Raw genomic sequence first — 16,325 nt, 5'->3', positions numbered from 1 at the left:
CAAATAGATGGTGACTACCATCTATTTAGCTGGTTAGCGACCACCCACAACGAGGTGCCGAGATGAGGAAGACGAAGGTTGAGACTGCGGAAACACGGCGGCGCATCGTCGATGCGGCGGCCCGAGAGTTCCGGCTGAACGGCATCCAGGCAACGGGGCTGAACGACGTGATGACCCCGCTGGGCCTGACGCAAGGCGGCTTCTATCGCCACTTTGCTTCCAAGGACCAACTGGTGGCCGAAGCGTGCGCGCGGGCAATGACCGAGGTGATCGATGGGCTCGCAACCGTCGTTCGCGAAGGTCAGCGCGCCAATGGCTTTGCGGCCGTGGTGGAGGCCTATGTGTCCGAAGCCCACCGCGATACGCCGACAGGCGGATGTCCGCTGGCAGCCATGGGAAGCGAACTGGCCAGGGCCGACAAGCAAACGCGGGCGGCCGCCGCGCAGGGTTTCGATGATCTGGTGGAAGTGCTGGCGAAGCAGATGGGGCGCAAGCCGCAGCAGGAGGCCAGGTCCGCTGCCGTTTTCACGCTGGCGGCCATGATTGGCGCCATCACGATGTCACGAGTCGTTGAAGATACCGACGCTTCAGCGGCCATTCTGGAGGATGTGAAGCAGCACCTCGGGGCGATGTAAACCTGTCGGACACATTCACAGATTGGAGCAATTCATGCAACAGCGTAAATATCTGATTACTGGCGCCACGGGCAAGACCGGCGTCTATACCGTGAAATTCCTGCTCGACGCGGGCCACGCAGTGCGCGCCTTCGTCCATCAGGAAGATGATCGCAGTGCCGCGCTGCGCGAAGAAGGGGCCGAAGTCTTTGTCGGCGACCTTCTCGAACATGACGACGTGATCCGTGCCCTGGATGGGGTGGACGGCGCCTACCTGTGCTATCCGGTCCGTCCCGGCTACATCCAGGCGACCTCGTACTTCGCCGATGCTGCGCGTCGCGCGGGCGTCGGGATCGTTGTCGAGATGTCGCAGATTTCGGCGCGAGAAGATTCCAGGAGCCATGCGGCGCGCGATCATTGGATTGCCGAACGCGTTCTGGACTGGTCCGGCGTGCCGACGGTTCATATTCGCCCGACCTACTTCTCGGAATGGCTGACCTTTCCCTGGGTGCTCGATCCCTTGGTACAGGAAGGCAAGATCACGCTGCCTTATGGCGAAGGGCGGCATGCGCCGATCGCGGCCGAGGATCAGGCGCGTCTGATTGCGAGCATTCTCGCGGAACCTGACGGCCATATCGGCAAGACCTACTCCCTGTTCGGTCCGGTGGAGTTGAGCCAACAGGAGATTGCCGCGGAGATTGGCAAGGTACTGGGACGCGAAATCACCTACGCGCCTTCAACGCTCGAGCAATATCGCAAGCATCTGCAGAAGTACGACCTGCCAGAGTTTGTGATCCAGCATTTTCTGGAAACCGCGATCGATTACCAGAACGGAATTTTCTCTGGCACCAATGGGGTTATCGAAGACATCACCGGGCAGTTGCCACAAACCGTAGCCGGATTCGTACAAGCCAATCGCCAGATATTCCAGGCGTAAGTTTTCGCAGCGGCATCCGGGCACAAGTAGTCGTCGGGTCCGGCGCGTATGGTTATCCGCCGCCAAAGGCGGATCTGGTCTGACAGGTCATCGCGCTGCATTCCAGCGGAGGCATCGCCGAACGGATGGCACCCGAGATAGGCCTGGTCTACATGGACAATTGGTATCCGATATCAACCATCGCGTTCAGTTTTGATGGCATGGCGATTCATGCCAGGAGATTTGAAAATGAAAATCAAAGGTTCTGTTGTATTCGTGACCGGCGCAAGCCGCGGGCTAGGGCTCGCATTTGCCCGGGAGGCGGTGGCCCGCGGTGCGGCGAAGGTATATGCCGGCGTACGCAATCCGGCGGCATTCGACAAGCCGGGCATCGTTCCGGTCATGCTGGACGTGACGGATCCGGCGTCGGTCGCCGCTGCGGCAGAGATGGCGAAGGACGTCACCGTGCTTGTCAATAATGCCGGCATTGCCGAGATCACCGGCTCACCATTTTCCGATCTGGCCGAAGACCACGCGCGTCGAATCTTCGAGACGAACTATTACGGTGTCATGCGCGTGACGCGCGCATTCGAGCCTCGGCTACCGAACGACGGGCGGGGCGCCATCGTGAACGTCCTGTCTGACGTGACCTGGCGAACGGTGCCGATGCTGGCCCCTTATTCTGCGTCAAAGGCGGCTGCGTGGAGCTATACGAACAATATCCGGGCGCAACTGAAGGAGCGGGGTATCTCGGTAGTCGGGTTGCATGTCGGATTCGTCGATACCGATCTCACCAAGGCCTTCGATGTGCCCAAGGCAAGCCCTCGCGATGTTGTCAGCCAGACCTATGACGCGTTGGAAGCTGGAGAAAGCGAGGTACTGGCCGATGCGGGCAGCAAGGCGCTCAAACGGACGCTCTCCCTGGCTGTGCCGGGTTATATCGATCCCGAGGTACTCGCGGGACAATAAAGCGCCGCCACTCCCCAATCAAAACGAGGAAGGGTTGCCGAGAGCAGGGGAGCGTACCCGCAACGGGCGTTATCCCCACATCGTCCTATTGCCCCTTGTCCGCGCGCGGTACGTAGGTGATCCGCTCTTCCTCGTAGAGGCGATAAATCAGTTCCAGCATTTCCTTGATATCCCGTGACTCGTCCATCGCGCGCATGCTCATGATGATGGGCGATGTCAGGGTCGCGTCGTCGAGTTCCATATAGCTCACGTCATCGCGCTTCAGCCCATAAACGCTGCTTGGCACGACCGAAATGCCTTCTCCCGCTGCCACGAGCCCCAATGCAATCTGCAATTCGCGCACCTCGTAGATGCGGCGCGGCGTGAGCGCGCGCTCCTGGAACGCCGATAGCACCTGGTCGGCATAGCTGGGCCTGGGCGCTTTCGGGAAGACGATCAGCGTTTCGTAGATGAGGTCCCGAAGCGAAAGCACCGGTTTCGATACCGAGAGCGCATGGCCGACCGGCAGCGCGACAATCATTTTCTCCTCGCGCAGAATCACGCGGCGGATGTTCGGATCCTCATGTCGAATCCGGCCGAAACCGATATCGATGCGGCCGTCCTTGAGCGCGCGAAGCTGATCCATCGTCGACATCTCGTGCAGGCTGAGCTCGACGGATTTGTTCTCGTCCCGGAATCGCCGGATGATCTTCGGCAGCATGCCGTAGAGCGTGGAGCCCACAAAGCCGACGGAAAGGCTGCGCTCGATGTTGCCAACGCGCCGCGTCATCGATTCCAGTTCGTTTGTCTGCGCAATGAGATGCACCGCGTGCGAGTAGAAAAACTTGCCCGTTTCGGTGAGCTTGAGCGGCCGGGAGTTCCGCTCGAATAACTGCACGCCCAGTGATTCTTCAAGCTGCTGGATCTGGCGGCTGAGGGGCGGTTGCGCAATATGGAGCCGCTTTGCAGCGCGCGTGAAGTTCCGTTCTTCTGCAACCGCTACAAAATAGCGAAGGTGTCGCAGCTCCATACAATACCTCCTGGATATAGCCCGATACTAAAACGGTGTTGGACTGCCCCGTTTTGCACCCCTATTCTGCTTTTACGCTCAGTTTCGCCGCCAGATTATACCTTTCGAGTAGCGTTGGATTGGCTTGAAATGAGGGTTAACCCCACCAGAAAAGACAGAAAGTTAGGAGCAGACATGAGTGCCAAAGTATTCGACACGAAGGAAGTGCAGAACCTGCTGAAGGCAGCTGCCAATCTGGGAAGCCAAGACGGCAATGCGCGCGCCAAGCAGATCACGCATCGTCTGCTGAGCGACCTCTTCAAGGCCATCGACGATCTGGACATGACGCCCGACGAGATCTGGGCCGGCGTGAACTACTTCAACAAGCTTGGCAAGGATGGTGAGGCGGCGCTCTTGGCGGCCGGCCTGGGTCTCGAAAAGTATCTCGATATCCGCATGGATGCAGCGGACCGCGAAGCCGATATCCACGGCGGCACGCCGCGCACCATCGAAGGTCCGCTGTACGTCGCCGGCGCACCGGTACGCGACAGCGTCTCGCGGATCGACATCAACGCTGACGAAGCTGCGGGGCCCCTCATCATCCGCGGCACGGTCACCGGTGCAGACGGCAAGCCCGTGTCCAATGCCGTGGTCGAATGCTGGCACGCCAACTCCAAGGGCTTCTATTCGCACTTCGATCCGACCGGCGCCCAGGACGATTTCAATCTTCGTGGCGCAGTGAAGACGGGCGCCGATGGCAAGTACGAATTTCGCACGTTGATGCCCGTCGGATACGGCTGTCCGCCGCAAGGCGCGACACAGCAACTGCTGGACGCGATGGCCCGCCACGGCAACCGCCCGGCGCACGTGCACTTCTTCGTAACCAGCGACAAGACGCGCAAGCTGACGACGCAGATCAACATCGAAGGCGACCCGTTGATCTGGGACGACTTTGCGTATGCAACGCGTGAAGAGCTGGTACCGCACGTGGTCGACAAGACCGGCGGCACTGCGCTCGGCCTCAAGGCTGACGCGTACAAGGAAATCGAGTTCAACATCACGTTGACGCCGCTCGTGCAAGGCAAGGACAACCAGCTCGTCAATCGCCTGCGCGTATCCGCCACGGCGTAACCCGCCCGCACCGCGGCCTGGCTGACCAGGCCGCCACCCCCCTCCGTACGAACCCTCTGCACCAATGCCAGGGCTTCACCACGAAGCCGGCATAGGGAGACGACTCATGTCCGCAACCATCGAAAAAGCACGACAACTGGACGATCTGCTGAGCAACGCCGTCCAGGACGACAAGGAAAACGGCGTCTTCCGCTGCCGCCGCGACATCTTTACCAACGCTGATCTGTACGAACTCGAGATGAAGCACATCTTCGAGAGCAACTGGGTCTACCTGGCGCACGAAAGCCAGATCCCGAACATCAACGACTACTACACCACCTGGATCGGCCGCCAGCCTATCGTCATCACGCGTGACAAGACCGGTGAGCTGCACGCGGTCATCAATGCCTGCGCGCACAAGGGCGCCATGCTCTGCCGCCGCAAGCACGGCAACAAGGGCAGCTTCACCTGTCCGTTTCACGGCTGGACGTTCTCCAATGCGGGCAAGCTGCTGAAGGTCAAGGACGAGAAGACCACCGAGTATCCGGTGCAATTCAACAAGCAAGGTTCGCACGACCTGAAGAAGGTTGCGCGCTTCCAGAACTATCGTGGCTTCCTGTTCGGAAGTCTGAGCGAAGACGTGATGCCGCTGGAGGATTACCTCGGCGAGACCAGGATCATCATCGACCAGATCGTCTCGCAAGCACCGGACGGCCTGGAAGTGCTGCGTGGCAACTCCTCCTACATCTACGACGGCAACTGGAAGATGCAGATGGAGAACGGCTGCGACGGCTATCACGTCAGCACCGTGCACTGGAACTACGCCGCAACGATGGGCCGCCGCAAGGTGGAGGGCACGAAGGCCGTCGATGCAAACGGCTGGAGCAAGTCGGTCGCGGGCGTGTATGGATTCGAGCATGGACACATCCTGCTTTGGACCAACACAATGAACCCGGAAGTGCGCCCGGTCCATCAGCATCGCGACGAGATCGCAGCGCGCGTTGGCGAGGACAAGGCGCACTACATCGTCAATCAGACGCGGAACCTGTGCCTGTATCCGAACGTGTTCCTGATGGATCAGTTCAGCACCCAGATCCGGGTTGTGCGTCCGATCAGCGTCGACAAGACCGAAGTCAGCATCTTCTGCTTCGCGCCGAAGGGCGAGAGCGAAGAAAGCCGCGCCATTCGCATTCGCCAGTACGAAGACTTCTTCAACGTCTCGGGCATGGGCACCAGCGATGACCTCGAGGAGTTCCGTGCCTGCCAGGCCGGTTACGCCAGCACGACGTCGATGTGGAACGACATGTCGCGTGGCGCGCCGTTGTGGGTGCATGGCCCCGACGCGAATGCGAAAGGCATGGGGCTGAACCCGCTCATCTCCGGCGAGCGCAGCGAAGACGAGGGTCTCTTCGTGGTGCAGCACGAATACTGGATGCAGGTGATGCGGAGCGCCCTGCGCAAAGAACAGGCGGAGGCGGCGGCATGACCATCGACTACCAGAAGATCTGTGGCGCCCTCTACCAGGAGGCGCGCTTCCTGGATGACCGTCAGTGGGACGAATGGCTGGCGTGCTACACGGAAGACGTGACCTACTGGATGCCGGCCTGGGATGACGATGACAAGCTCACGGAAGACCCCCAGCGCGAGATTTCCCTCATGTACTACGCGGACCGTGGTGGCCTGGAAGACCGGGTGTTCCGAATCCGGACCGAGCGCAGCAGTGCGTCAATGCCGGAGCCGCGTACCAGCCACAACGTCACGAACGTCGAGGTGCTGGCGGAGCGCGATGACGAAGTCGATGTCCGCTACAACTTCAACACGCTGAGCCATCGCTACAAGGTCACAGACCAGTACTTCGGCACGGTCTACCTCACCTTCCGCAAGGTGGAGGATCGCTTGCTGATTTCGCGCAAGAAGATTGCGCTCAAGAATGACTATATCCGCCAGGTGCTCGACGTCTACCACGTCTGAGAGCACAGGTCGGATCGAGACAGGACGCAGGAGGCAACATGTCCAGCTACAACATCGCACTGAATTTTGAAGACGGCGTGACCCGCTTTGTCGAATGCAAGGCGGGCGAGAAGGTTCTCGATGCCGCATTTCGCGCCAAGATCAACCTGCCGATGGATTGCTCCGACGGCGTGTGTGGCACCTGCAAGTGTCGCGCCGAGAGTGGCCGCTACGACCTGGGCGACGACTACATCGAGGACGCCCTGAGCGACGATGAGAAGCTGGGCGGTCTCGTTCTCACATGCCAGATGGTGCCGCAGAGTGACTGCGTCATCGCCGTTCCGGCATCGTCGACGATGTGCAAGACCGAGCAGAGCAAATTCGCCGCGACGGTCACGAAACTCGAACAGCACAATGACGCCGCCGTGGTGCTTGAACTGGACGTGGACAGCATTCCTCCAGTCTTCCTGGCGGGCCAGTACGTGAACATCGATGTGCCGGGCAGCGGCCAGCATCGTTCGTACTCGTTCTCGTCCGCGCCAGGCGCATCGAAGATCAGCTTCCTGATCAAGAAGATTCCCGGGGGCGTGATGAGCACGTGGCTAGAGTCGGCGCAGCCGGGCCACAAGGTGCAACTGACCGGCCCCTTGGGCAGCTTCTATCTCCGGGCAGTGGAACGTCCGTTGCTGTTCCTGGCTGGCGGCACGGGCCTGGCCCCTTTTCTGTCGATGCTGGAAGTGCTGGTTCGCGCGAACTCGCAGCAGAAGGCGCATCTGATCTACGGCGTGACGCGAGACCTGGATCTGGTCCAGGTGGCGGCGATCGAGGCCTATACCGCCAGGTTGCCCAATTTCACGTTCAGCACCGTGGTAGCAGATGCGGAATCGATCCACCCCCGCAAGGGCTGGGTGACGCAGCATATGCCAGCGGAGTGTCTGAATGACGGCGACGTTGACGTGTACCTGTGCGGACCGCCGCCGATGGTCGACGCGGTGCGCAAGTACTTCGACGACAACGGCGTGAAGCCCAACAGCTTCCATTACGAAAAATTCACGCCCAACGCGGCTCCGGTGACGGCATGAGCGCGCGACGATTTGAAGGCAAGGTGATGGTGGTCACGGGGGCGGCCCAAGGCATCGGGCGTGGTGTCGCGCTACGCGCGGCGGCGGAGGGGGCGAAGGTCTTGTTCGTCGACCGCGCCGACTTTGTCTCCGAGGTGGCTGCCGAAGCGCCGGGGGGCGAAACGGCCGCCTTCATGGCAGACCTGGAGACCTATGCGGGGGCGGCCGCCACGATGGATTTTGCGGCAAGGATCTTTGGCCGCATCGACATCCTGATCAACGGCGTGGGCGGCGCCATCCGGATGCGGCCCTATGCGGAATTCGAGCCCGCCCAGATTGATGCCGAGATTCGCCGTTCGCTCATGCCCACTTTGTACGCGTGCCACGCGGTCCTGCCGCACATGCTCGCGCAAGGTGGCGGCACGATCGTGAACGTGTCGTCGAATGCCACGCGCGGCATCCGCCGCGTGCCGTATTCGGCTGCGAAAGGCGGCGTCAACGCGATGACACAGTCGCTGGCCATGGAGTATGGCGAACACAATATTCGCGTGGTTGCGGCAGCACCGGGCGGAACCCAGGCCCCGGCTCGACGCGTGCCGCGCAATGCGGCGGGAGACAGCGAGCAGGAACGCGTCTGGATGGGCGAGGCGGTTACCCAGGTGACCGAGTCAACGTTCTTCAAGCGATACGGCACGCTCGACGAGCAGATCGCGCCAATCCTGTTCCTCGCCTCTGACGACGCCGGCTACATCACTGGCACCGTGCTACCGGTTGCGGGCGGCGACAACGGCTAGCGCCCGTCGAGATCATAAAAACGGAGGAGACAGAATATGCGTCACGTTGACGTTCAAAAGTTTGCAGACGACGCGCGCTTCAACAGGTTTCATGCAGGACTCCTGTTCTGGTGCGCGATCATCATCATCTTCGACGGCTATGACCTCGCCGTCGTGGGCATTGCCCTGCCGTCCATCATGAAAGACATGGGTGTCGACGCGACACGTGCCGGGCTCATGGTCAGCGCCGCGCTATTCGGCATGATGTTCGGTGCTGTGATCATGGGAACTATTGCGGATCGTATCGGCCGGCCCAAGGCCATTGCCATCTGTATTGGCCTGTTCAGCGTCTTTACCGCTGCGGCGGGAATGACCCATGATCCGGTCACGTTCAGCGTGACACGCTTCCTTGCCGGGCTTGGCATCGGAGGCGTGATGCCCAACGTCGTGGCGCAGATGACGGAGTTCTCGCCGCGCAGGATCCGCGGCACGATGGTCACCCTCATGTTCAGCGGCTATTCCGTCGGCGGGATGCTCGCCGCCCTGATGGGAAAATCGCTGATCGAGACATACGGCTGGCAATCGGTGTTCCTGGCGGCGGGCGTTCCTTTGCTGATCATTCCGGCTGTATTGAAGCGGATGCCGGAATCGCTGCCGTTCCTGATCCGGCGGAATCGTCTCGATACCCTCCGGACAGTCCTGCTTCAGATGGAACCCACCTATCATGCCCAGGCGACAGACCGGTTCGCGTTGCCGAAAGCCGAAAAGGTTGCCAGTGCGCCCATCCGCATGTTGTTCCGTGATGGCCGTGGATTCAGTACCGTGATGCTCTGGGTTGCTTTCTTCATGTGCCTGTTCATGGTCTATGCGCTGAGTTCCTGGCTCACAAAGCTCATGGCTGGCGCGGGGTATAGCCTCGGATCGGCACTGACGTTCGTATTGGTGCTGAATGCTGGCGCGATGGCCGGCGCCATTGGTGGCGGTTGGCTGGCCGACAGGTTCAGCATCAAGCATGTGCTGGTGGGCATGTACGCGCTTGCCGCCGCTTCCATCACCCTGCTTGGCTACAAGATGCCGACCGAAGCCTTGTTTTTCGTGGTGGCGCTGGCCGGCGCCTCCACCATCGGCACGCAGATCGTCACGTATGCCTACGCAGGGCAGTTCTATCCCGCGACGGCCCGGGGAACCGGCATTGGCTGGGCCTCCGGCATCGGTAGAAGCGGTGCGATCCTTGCTCCGATCGTCATTGGCGTGCTGGTGAGCATGTCCCTGCCGCTGCAGCTGAACTTCGTCGCCATCGCGGTGCCCGCCGTCATCGCGGTGCTGGCGGTGCTGCTGATCGACCACAGTCAATCGGCATCGGTCATCGACAGCAAGTCGAGCCATGACGTGGCGGATGCCGGACAGCCCGCCATGCTGTGCGACGGGCCTGCCCGGATGATGCGCGCTATGCCCGAGCCAGGGGTCCCGTCTCGTCGACGGGCAGACTGAATCCGAATATCGCGCCTCGGGGCCGGTTTTGCCACGCCCGCAAGTGGCCGCCGTGGGCCTCGAGGATCGTTCGGCAGATCGACAGGCCCATGCCCATGCCTTCCGGCTTGGTCGTATAGAACGCCTCGAACAGTTCGTCGGGCTCGGCTGGCAGGCCAACGCCGACATCATGCACGGTCACCAGCACCTCGCCCGCCGGGGTGACCGACGAACGTACCGTCAGTTCGCGCGCATGCGTCTCGATGCCTTGCATGGCCTCGATGGCGTTGACGGCCAGATTCAGGAACACCTGCTGAAGCTGGACCTTGTCCGCCGATACCATGGGCAGCACCGGATGCAGTTCGGTCTTGAGCATGACGCGGTGGCGGGACAATTCGCCGGCAAACAGCGGAAGCGTCTCGTTGATCATCGCGTTGAGGTCGATGCGCTGCGCCTGAGGCCCTGCCTTGCGCAACATGGACCGCATGCCGACGATGACGTTGCGCGCACGCTGCCCCTGCTGAACGATGCTGTTCAGCGATTCCACGGCCTCTTCGACGTTGGGCTTGTCGCGTTTGAGCCAGCGCAGCGCAACATTCGCCTCGATCGTCAGCGCGGCGACGGGCTGGCTCACCTCGTGCGCGATGGACGCCGTCAAGGCGCTGAGCGTCATGACGCGGCTGACGTGCGCCAGTTCAGCACGCGCCCGATGCAGGGCCTCGTCGGCGGCCCGACGCTGTTCGTCAAGCCGGCTGTTTTCGATGGCGCTGGCCGCCTGGAACGCCAGCAGCTTGATGACCTCGATCCGTGCCGGCACGAACGCGCCGGGCGCCAGCCGATTCTCCAGATAGAGCACACCAATCAGCTTGCCCTGATTCAGCAGCGGCAAGCACAGCATCGACCGCGCCCGGCGTTGGCGAATGTAAGTGTCTGCCGAGAACGACGGCTGGGCGGCGGCATCGTCCACCACCACATGCTCGTGACATTCGAGCACGTGCCTGACGATGGACAGCGGCATCTCGGCCGCATCGAGCGGCCGGTCGGCCAGTGCCACCGTTGTGGCGTCGTCGTGCACGGCAGCCTCCGCGGCGACACGGTGCTCTGCGCCCTGCGGCAGGATCAGCAGCCCGCGTGACGCGCCGGCGTGCGCGATGGCGGTGCGCATCAGCGTGGCCAGCAGCCGGTCCAGCCGGATCTCCCCGGATACCGCCTCCGAGATTGCCATCACCGTGGCCAGGTCCAGATGCTGGAGCGGGGCGCCGATGGTGCCCATCAGGGGCGCGGAAGCGGGGCCAGCCGGGGCGGTCGCGCCCAGGGCGGCAGGATATTGCTTGTCGAGCTGCCAGACCTTCGCGTCGGCACCCCAGTGCAGGTACGCATGGCGAGCCTGTCGCAGGTACACCAACGCCACGTTGTCGAGCCGCCGGCTCAGGTAGAAGCGCGCCGCAAGCTCATTGACCAGGGCCTGCATGTGGATCAGGTCGCTGTCGCGCGCTGACGCGATGGCCGATTCATAACCGCGCATCGCGTCGATGTCGCGTCCCTCCAGCCGTGCGATCTCTGCCTCGACGAGCAAGGCGCGGTGTGCGAACGTCGCCGGACAACGTCGTGCCCATTGCGCCAATTGTCGGTGGTGGGCCGCCAGCACGGGAAGGTGGAGGGCCAGTTCGTCGGCGACGGCAGGGTTGCAGCACGCCGCGCGCGCCAGCGCGGCATAGAAGTGATATTCGGCCTGCTCGAAATAGGAGGGCGACGTCCAGAGCAGCGGTCGAGCCCGCTCGGCCGCTTCCAGCGCTTCCGCGGCGATGCCGGCCAGGTAGCGCGCCTGCAGCTTGCGGATCCAGTACCAGCACGACGCAAGTCGCAGCCCCACGTCGCTGCCCAGGCGCGCCTCGAACGCGGTCTCGCTGAAGTCCTTGGCATCGAAGCGTCCGAACACCGGCGTCTGCCCGCGCAATGTCCGCACGAGCTGGCGCTGCGCGGCGAGACGATCCGCGACCAGTGCGAAGCGTGGCCCCCACGCGAACACGCTGCCCGAGTCGGCATCGTGCTGCACACCGCCCAGCGGGTCGCCAATGGCGAGCGCGTGGGTCATCAGGTTGCTGCGGATATAGGCGGCGTAGGTAAGGTCGCCGATCTGCCCGGTCAGCTCCAGCGCCCGGCGCACCAGGGCACGCGCCACGCGCAGCGGCTGTGTCCAGTGCAGCAGGTTGCCGCCGGCAATCTGGTACACGCGGGCGCGCATCCGTTCGACACCGCGCTGCTCGCCCACGCCGAGCGCCAGCCGCATGAGTGCGACGCCCTCCGCGCCGTCGCTCGAAGCGGCCGTGCGCAGCATCGCCAACCAGGCATAGGCCAGGCAAGATTCCTCGCTATTCCCCAGAGAGAGGCTCAGGTTGACCATGCGCAGGATGACCAGCGTGCGCAGGTGATCGTCCGTGTACCAGGCGGGCTGCAACAGCGCCGTCAGTACCCGCATCGTGGCCAGCCCACCCGGGTCTGTCATGCGCGGCAAGGCGGACAGCGCTTCGATGTCCCGGCCATCGAGCAGGCGCGCAAACAGCGCTTCTTCGTCCGCGACGACCGATGCCACGGGATGGGTGGACCAGTCGATGCCGGCACGACGCAGGTAGTCCAGGCCAACCGTCAACGCTTCGACGCGACGCCCGCCCGTCATCAGCAGGCCCAACTGGAGCTGCGTGACGACCCCCAGCGCCGTCAGCGACGTTGCCCGCGCGGCCAGCGCGTTCAGTCGCTGTTCGGCGCGCGCCGATTCCCCAGTCAGGAATTCGCATTCGGCCATGTGCTGCGTCAGCGAGAAGGCGAGGGCCTCGCAGCGCGTGAACGCATCGTCGCCCAGCAACGCGAGTCCCGCCGAGAGGTAGTGCAGTGCCGCGGTGTTCGCGCAGGTGGACTTGGCGCGCAGCCCGGCGGCCAGGTTCAGTTCCGCTAGCCTGTCGCGCTCTTCCTGCCGTTCGATCAGGTCCGCCGCCCGGTTGCACTGTCCAACGATCGTAAAGACGCTGGCGTCGATCTCTTCGGGCGGCGTGCGCTCCAGCAGCAGCCGGCCCAGGCGCAGGTGGAAAGCCTGACGTTCCGCTTCGGGAATACGGGCGTAGGCGGCTTCGAGAATCCGGTCGTGGCGGAAGCGCAGCACGTGATCCTGGCGCGAGACCACCCCGGCACGCACGGCTTCACGGATTGCAGGGTCGAGTTCAGCGGGGTCGCGCGTCCATCCGCGCGCCAACGTGTCGACCGTGGTGTCGTTGCCCAGGCAGGCCAGGAGCTTCAGCGCCGCGCGGGTGCTGGCAGGGAGCCGGGCAATCCGCCCGACCATCAGCGCCACGACGTTGTCGGTGAACCCTTTTTCCGCGATTTGGTCGAGGTCCCAGGTCCAGCGTGCTGCGCTGTAGTCGAAGCGCAGCAAGCCTTCGTTGGCCAGCTCGCTCAGGAATTGCGTGGCGAAAAACGGGTTGCCTGCCGTCTTTTCCATCACCAGGCGTGCCAGCGGTGCACTGGCATCGGCATCGCTATGGAGCGCTTCGGCCACGAGCTGGTGCAGGTCGGATGCGTCGAGGCAGCCCAGCTCGATATGGGTCACGCCGGCGCCATCCGCACGCAACGCCGCAACGCAGCGCGTAACCGTATGGCCGTCGCCCACCTCGTGGCTGCGATAGGCGCAGACCACCAGCAGGTTTGTCGTGGCCGGATCGGTCAGCAACTGGTGCAGCAGCGTAGTGGTTTCGTTGTCGAGCCACTGGATGTCGTCAAAGCACACGGTCAGCGGCTGTGCGGCGCGCGCCAGTGCCGCCACCAGGCTGTGCAAGGCGAGATGGAGCCGGGGCCCGGCCTCGCGCGACTGCGTGTCGGGCACCCACGGCACCGGACCCAGGATCGATTCGAGTTCAGGCAGAAGTGGCACGAGCAGCCCGGCGTTGGGTCCCAGGGCCTCGGCAATGACGGTGCGCCACGGTGCCACGTCGGCTGCGTCACGGGTCAGCCAAGTTCGCAGCAGGCCACGCAGCGCTTGCGCGAGCGATGCATAGGGCAGTCGTGCGCCGTCGCCGGCGGCGCCGTCGGCGGACACATCGGCCGGCGCCTCCGACTTGCCCGTTGCGTACACGGCGCCGCGCTCGGCAACGGCGCGCGCGAAAGACTGCATGACCGATGTCTTGCCGACGCCGGAATGTCCCGACACCATGACGATCTTGCTGCGACCCGTGGCCGCGACGCGGTCAAACGTGGCCTCCAGTGTGGCGACGACCTGCGCGCGGCCATAGAGGCGCTCGCGAATCGTGAAGATGTCGGAAAGGTCGTCCTGGCCAAGCGGGAACGGCGCGATGTCGCTCTGCGCCGCTAGCGCCTGGTGGCAGTGCTGCAGGTCGCGCAGCAGCCCGGCGGCCGTCTGATAACGTTCCTCGGGCGCCTTCGCCAGGAGCTTCATGACCAGGCTCGATAGCATCGCAGGCACCGTGGCACGGCGATCGGCCGGCGGCACGGGCGCGCGCGCCAGGTGGGCGTGAACCCAGTCAATGGGCTCCGAGCCGGCGAAGGGCAGCGCGCCGGTCAGCAGCTGGTAGAACGTGATGCCAAGCGAATACAGGTCGCTTCGGGTGTCGATCGCGCGATTCATTCGGCCCGTTTGCTCGGGAGCCATATACGCGAGCGTGCCAGCGATTTCGCTGGTCTCCAGGAGCGGGTCGGCGCCGCGCGATGCCCGCGACGCGATGCCAAAGCCCGTCAACCAGGCGCGGGTGCGGTCAGCGGCCACCAGCACATGGGCAGGCTTCAGATCCTTGTGAATCAGGCCGCGCTGGTGAAGGTGGCCGACGGCACTGGCCATGGCCAGGGCGATGTCGAGGAACTGCGCCGGGGCCATCGGACTGCCGAGCATGCGCGCAAGAGGCTCTCCGCCCGGATCTTCGAGCAGCAGCACGGTGGTATCGCGTTCGTGCAGTAGCGTCAGCGGACGGGCAGCCCAACTTGCTTCGAGGTCGTCGCGAAGCGTGTATTCATGCGCCAGCCGGTCGAGCGTGGCGGGCGTGCGATGGCCATCGGCGGCCCAGACCCCCAGTACCAGTGTCCTGGCGCCGTCATCAAGCAACTGCCAGCCGCGCCCGAACATTCGGTCGCCTGCATCCCACGTGGAGTCGAAGCCGAGGCCAATTCCGGCCCGGGGGAAGAACATGGATGACATTGCAATGCTGACGAGAGGGGGCGAAAGAAAGCCCGCGGATTCCGGGGCGCTGCAGGCAAGCCAGATATTAACAAATGGCGAATGGCCAGTCCGGCGTATGATCGCGTCCAGACCATCGACCGACGACGTTATCTTGACCATCGCGCCCCAAGCGTTCCAGCCCTCTCCAAAACGAATGCGATCAGACCTGCTTGCGGCCATCGAACGCATCTCGACGCGGCTGGACAGGGCAAGGCCGGCCGGTTTGCAGTGGCTGCGGCGGTGGATGGCACGGCGGGGCCGGGCATTGGTGGCGGGCGCGCTGATGGTGGTTCATCCCGCCTGGGCAGCCTACCCGGATCAACCGATAACGATCGTCGTGCCGTACCCGCCCGGCGGTCCAGCGGATCTTATTGCGCGCCCGCTGGGCGCCAGGCTGCAGAAGCGCCTGGGGACCTCGGTGGTACTGGACTACAAGCCGGGCGCGGGCGGACAGATAGCGCTGCGCTATGTGCAGCGTGCCCGGAACGACGGTTACACCCTCGTGCTTGCCCTCGCCGCATACGCGATCGGGCCGCTTGTGAGTCAGTCGGCCGGCTACGATCCGGTCAAGGATTTCCAGCCTGTCTCGCTGATCGCCAAGCAACCGCTGGTGCTCTATGTCGGGGCAAACTCGGGATTCCGTTCCGTATCCGACCTGACGGCGCGTGCGAAGGCCCATCCCGACCGGGTGACAGTGGCGTCGTCCGGCTACGGCAATACCAGTCACCTTGCCATCGAGATGTTCTCCCAGGCCGCCGGCATCCGGGTAGCGCATGTCCCATACCACGGCGGGGTTCAGGCCATGGCCGCGGCCATGAGTGGCGATGTGGATGCCGTATTTGCCGGTGCCGATGGTCTCAGATATGTCAGATCAGGGAAATTGCGCGCGCTGGCGATTGCCAATGACACCCGGCTGGCCTTGGCACCCGACACGCCAACCTTCACGGATGCCGGCGTGCCAAACATGTTTGTCACGGGTTGGTACGGCCTACTGGCGCCGAAGGATACGCCGGGGGACAGGGTCGAGACCCTCGACCGCGCCATCCAGCAGGTGCTTGCCGAGTTGACGCTGAACGAGATGCTGACCGGCTACGGGTTCAAGATGTTGCATGCCGGCCCGGCCGACTTCCAGGCGTTTATCGAACAGGAGCTGGCACGGTGGAAGCGGCTGATCATCGACCGGCACATCGTTCCCGACCAGATCGATATTCGCACGGACAAGACATCGGGCGGCGTGCGCAGGTAGCCGCGGGTGC

Annotated in this window: 12 protein-coding genes; 10 read left to right on the top strand and 2 right to left on the bottom strand. The window is 63.4% G+C overall.

Features of this window, described 5'->3' with window-relative positions; genetic code table 11:
* Positions 1-62 precede the first annotated feature (62 nt).
* The 3 genes from CYJ10_RS23860 (at position 63) to CYJ10_RS23850 (ending at position 2,499) form a co-directional block, all read left to right on the top strand.
* Positions 63-635, top strand: coding sequence for a TetR/AcrR family transcriptional regulator (locus tag CYJ10_RS23860; RefSeq protein ID WP_101683920.1), 573 nt, complete (start codon positions 63-65; stop codon positions 633-635).
* Positions 636-669: 34 nt separating this feature from the next.
* Positions 670-1,551: an NmrA family NAD(P)-binding protein gene (locus CYJ10_RS23855; RefSeq protein WP_101683919.1), complete on the top strand. Its 882-nt coding sequence runs from the start codon at positions 670-672 to the stop codon at positions 1,549-1,551.
* A 228-nt stretch (positions 1,552-1,779) separates the two neighbouring features.
* Positions 1,780-2,499 carry an SDR family oxidoreductase gene (locus CYJ10_RS23850; protein ID WP_101683918.1) on the top strand — a complete coding sequence of 240 codons (720 nt, stop codon included), beginning with the start codon at positions 1,780-1,782 and terminating at the stop codon, positions 2,497-2,499.
* Between the two features lie 85 nt (positions 2,500-2,584).
* Here the strand turns inward: CYJ10_RS23850 and CYJ10_RS23845 are convergent, their stop codons facing one another.
* Complete coding sequence (locus tag CYJ10_RS23845; RefSeq protein WP_101683917.1) at positions 2,585-3,508, bottom strand: LysR family transcriptional regulator; 924 nt, start codon at positions 3,506-3,508, stop codon at positions 2,585-2,587.
* 174 nt (positions 3,509-3,682) lie between these two features.
* Here CYJ10_RS23845 and catA point away from each other — a divergent pair, with 174 nt between their 5' ends.
* The 6 genes from catA to CYJ10_RS23815 all read left to right on the top strand — a co-directional run bounded on the left by catA (position 3,683) and on the right by CYJ10_RS23815 (position 9,872).
* Positions 3,683-4,618, top strand: a complete 936-nt coding sequence (catA, locus tag CYJ10_RS23840; protein WP_101683916.1) for a catechol 1,2-dioxygenase — start codon at positions 3,683-3,685, stop codon at positions 4,616-4,618.
* A gap of 106 nt (positions 4,619-4,724) precedes the next feature.
* Positions 4,725-6,083 (top strand): Rieske 2Fe-2S domain-containing protein, encoded by a 1,359-nt coding sequence (locus CYJ10_RS23835; protein WP_101683915.1) that lies wholly within the window; start codon positions 4,725-4,727, stop codon positions 6,081-6,083.
* Complete coding sequence (benB, locus tag CYJ10_RS23830) at positions 6,080-6,568, top strand: benzoate 1,2-dioxygenase small subunit (RefSeq protein ID WP_101683914.1); 489 nt, start codon at positions 6,080-6,082, stop codon at positions 6,566-6,568. Before CYJ10_RS23835 ends, benB begins: the two co-directional genes overlap by 4 nt.
* A 38-nt stretch (positions 6,569-6,606) precedes the next feature.
* Positions 6,607-7,629, top strand: coding sequence for a benzoate 1,2-dioxygenase electron transfer component BenC (gene benC, locus CYJ10_RS23825; protein WP_101683913.1), 1,023 nt, complete (start codon positions 6,607-6,609; stop codon positions 7,627-7,629).
* The gene (benD, locus tag CYJ10_RS23820) at positions 7,626-8,402 is read left to right on the top strand and encodes a benzoate diol dehydrogenase BenD (RefSeq protein WP_101683912.1); all 777 of its coding nucleotides are present in this window, start codon (positions 7,626-7,628) and stop codon (positions 8,400-8,402) included. The genes benC and benD overlap by 4 nt, the downstream gene beginning before the upstream one ends.
* 36 nt (positions 8,403-8,438) lie before the next feature.
* On the top strand, positions 8,439-9,872 hold the full coding sequence (locus CYJ10_RS23815) for an MFS transporter (RefSeq protein WP_101683911.1): 1,434 nt from the start codon (positions 8,439-8,441) through the stop codon (positions 9,870-9,872).
* Here CYJ10_RS23815 and CYJ10_RS23810 read toward each other — a convergent pair.
* Positions 9,829-15,039, bottom strand: a complete 5,211-nt coding sequence (locus CYJ10_RS23810) for a trifunctional serine/threonine-protein kinase/ATP-binding protein/sensor histidine kinase (protein WP_101683910.1) — start codon at positions 15,037-15,039, stop codon at positions 9,829-9,831. The two genes, CYJ10_RS23815 and CYJ10_RS23810, sit on opposite strands and share 44 nt — an antisense overlap.
* On the opposite strand from CYJ10_RS23810, the gene CYJ10_RS23805 reads away from it, so the two are divergent.
* Entirely contained in the window at positions 15,038-16,315 is a 1,278-nt protein-coding gene (locus tag CYJ10_RS23805) for a Bug family tripartite tricarboxylate transporter substrate binding protein (RefSeq protein ID WP_257993491.1), read from the top strand. The genes CYJ10_RS23810 and CYJ10_RS23805 overlap by 2 nt on opposite strands.
* Positions 16,316-16,325: the final 10 nt, after the last annotated feature.

The organism is Cupriavidus pauculus, assembly GCF_002858765.1.
GTDB classification, from domain to species: Bacteria; Pseudomonadota; Gammaproteobacteria; order Burkholderiales; family Burkholderiaceae; genus Cupriavidus; species Cupriavidus pauculus_B.
The sequence above is the reverse complement of the archived record's forward strand: the minus strand, read 5'-3'. Positions and strand labels throughout refer to the sequence as shown.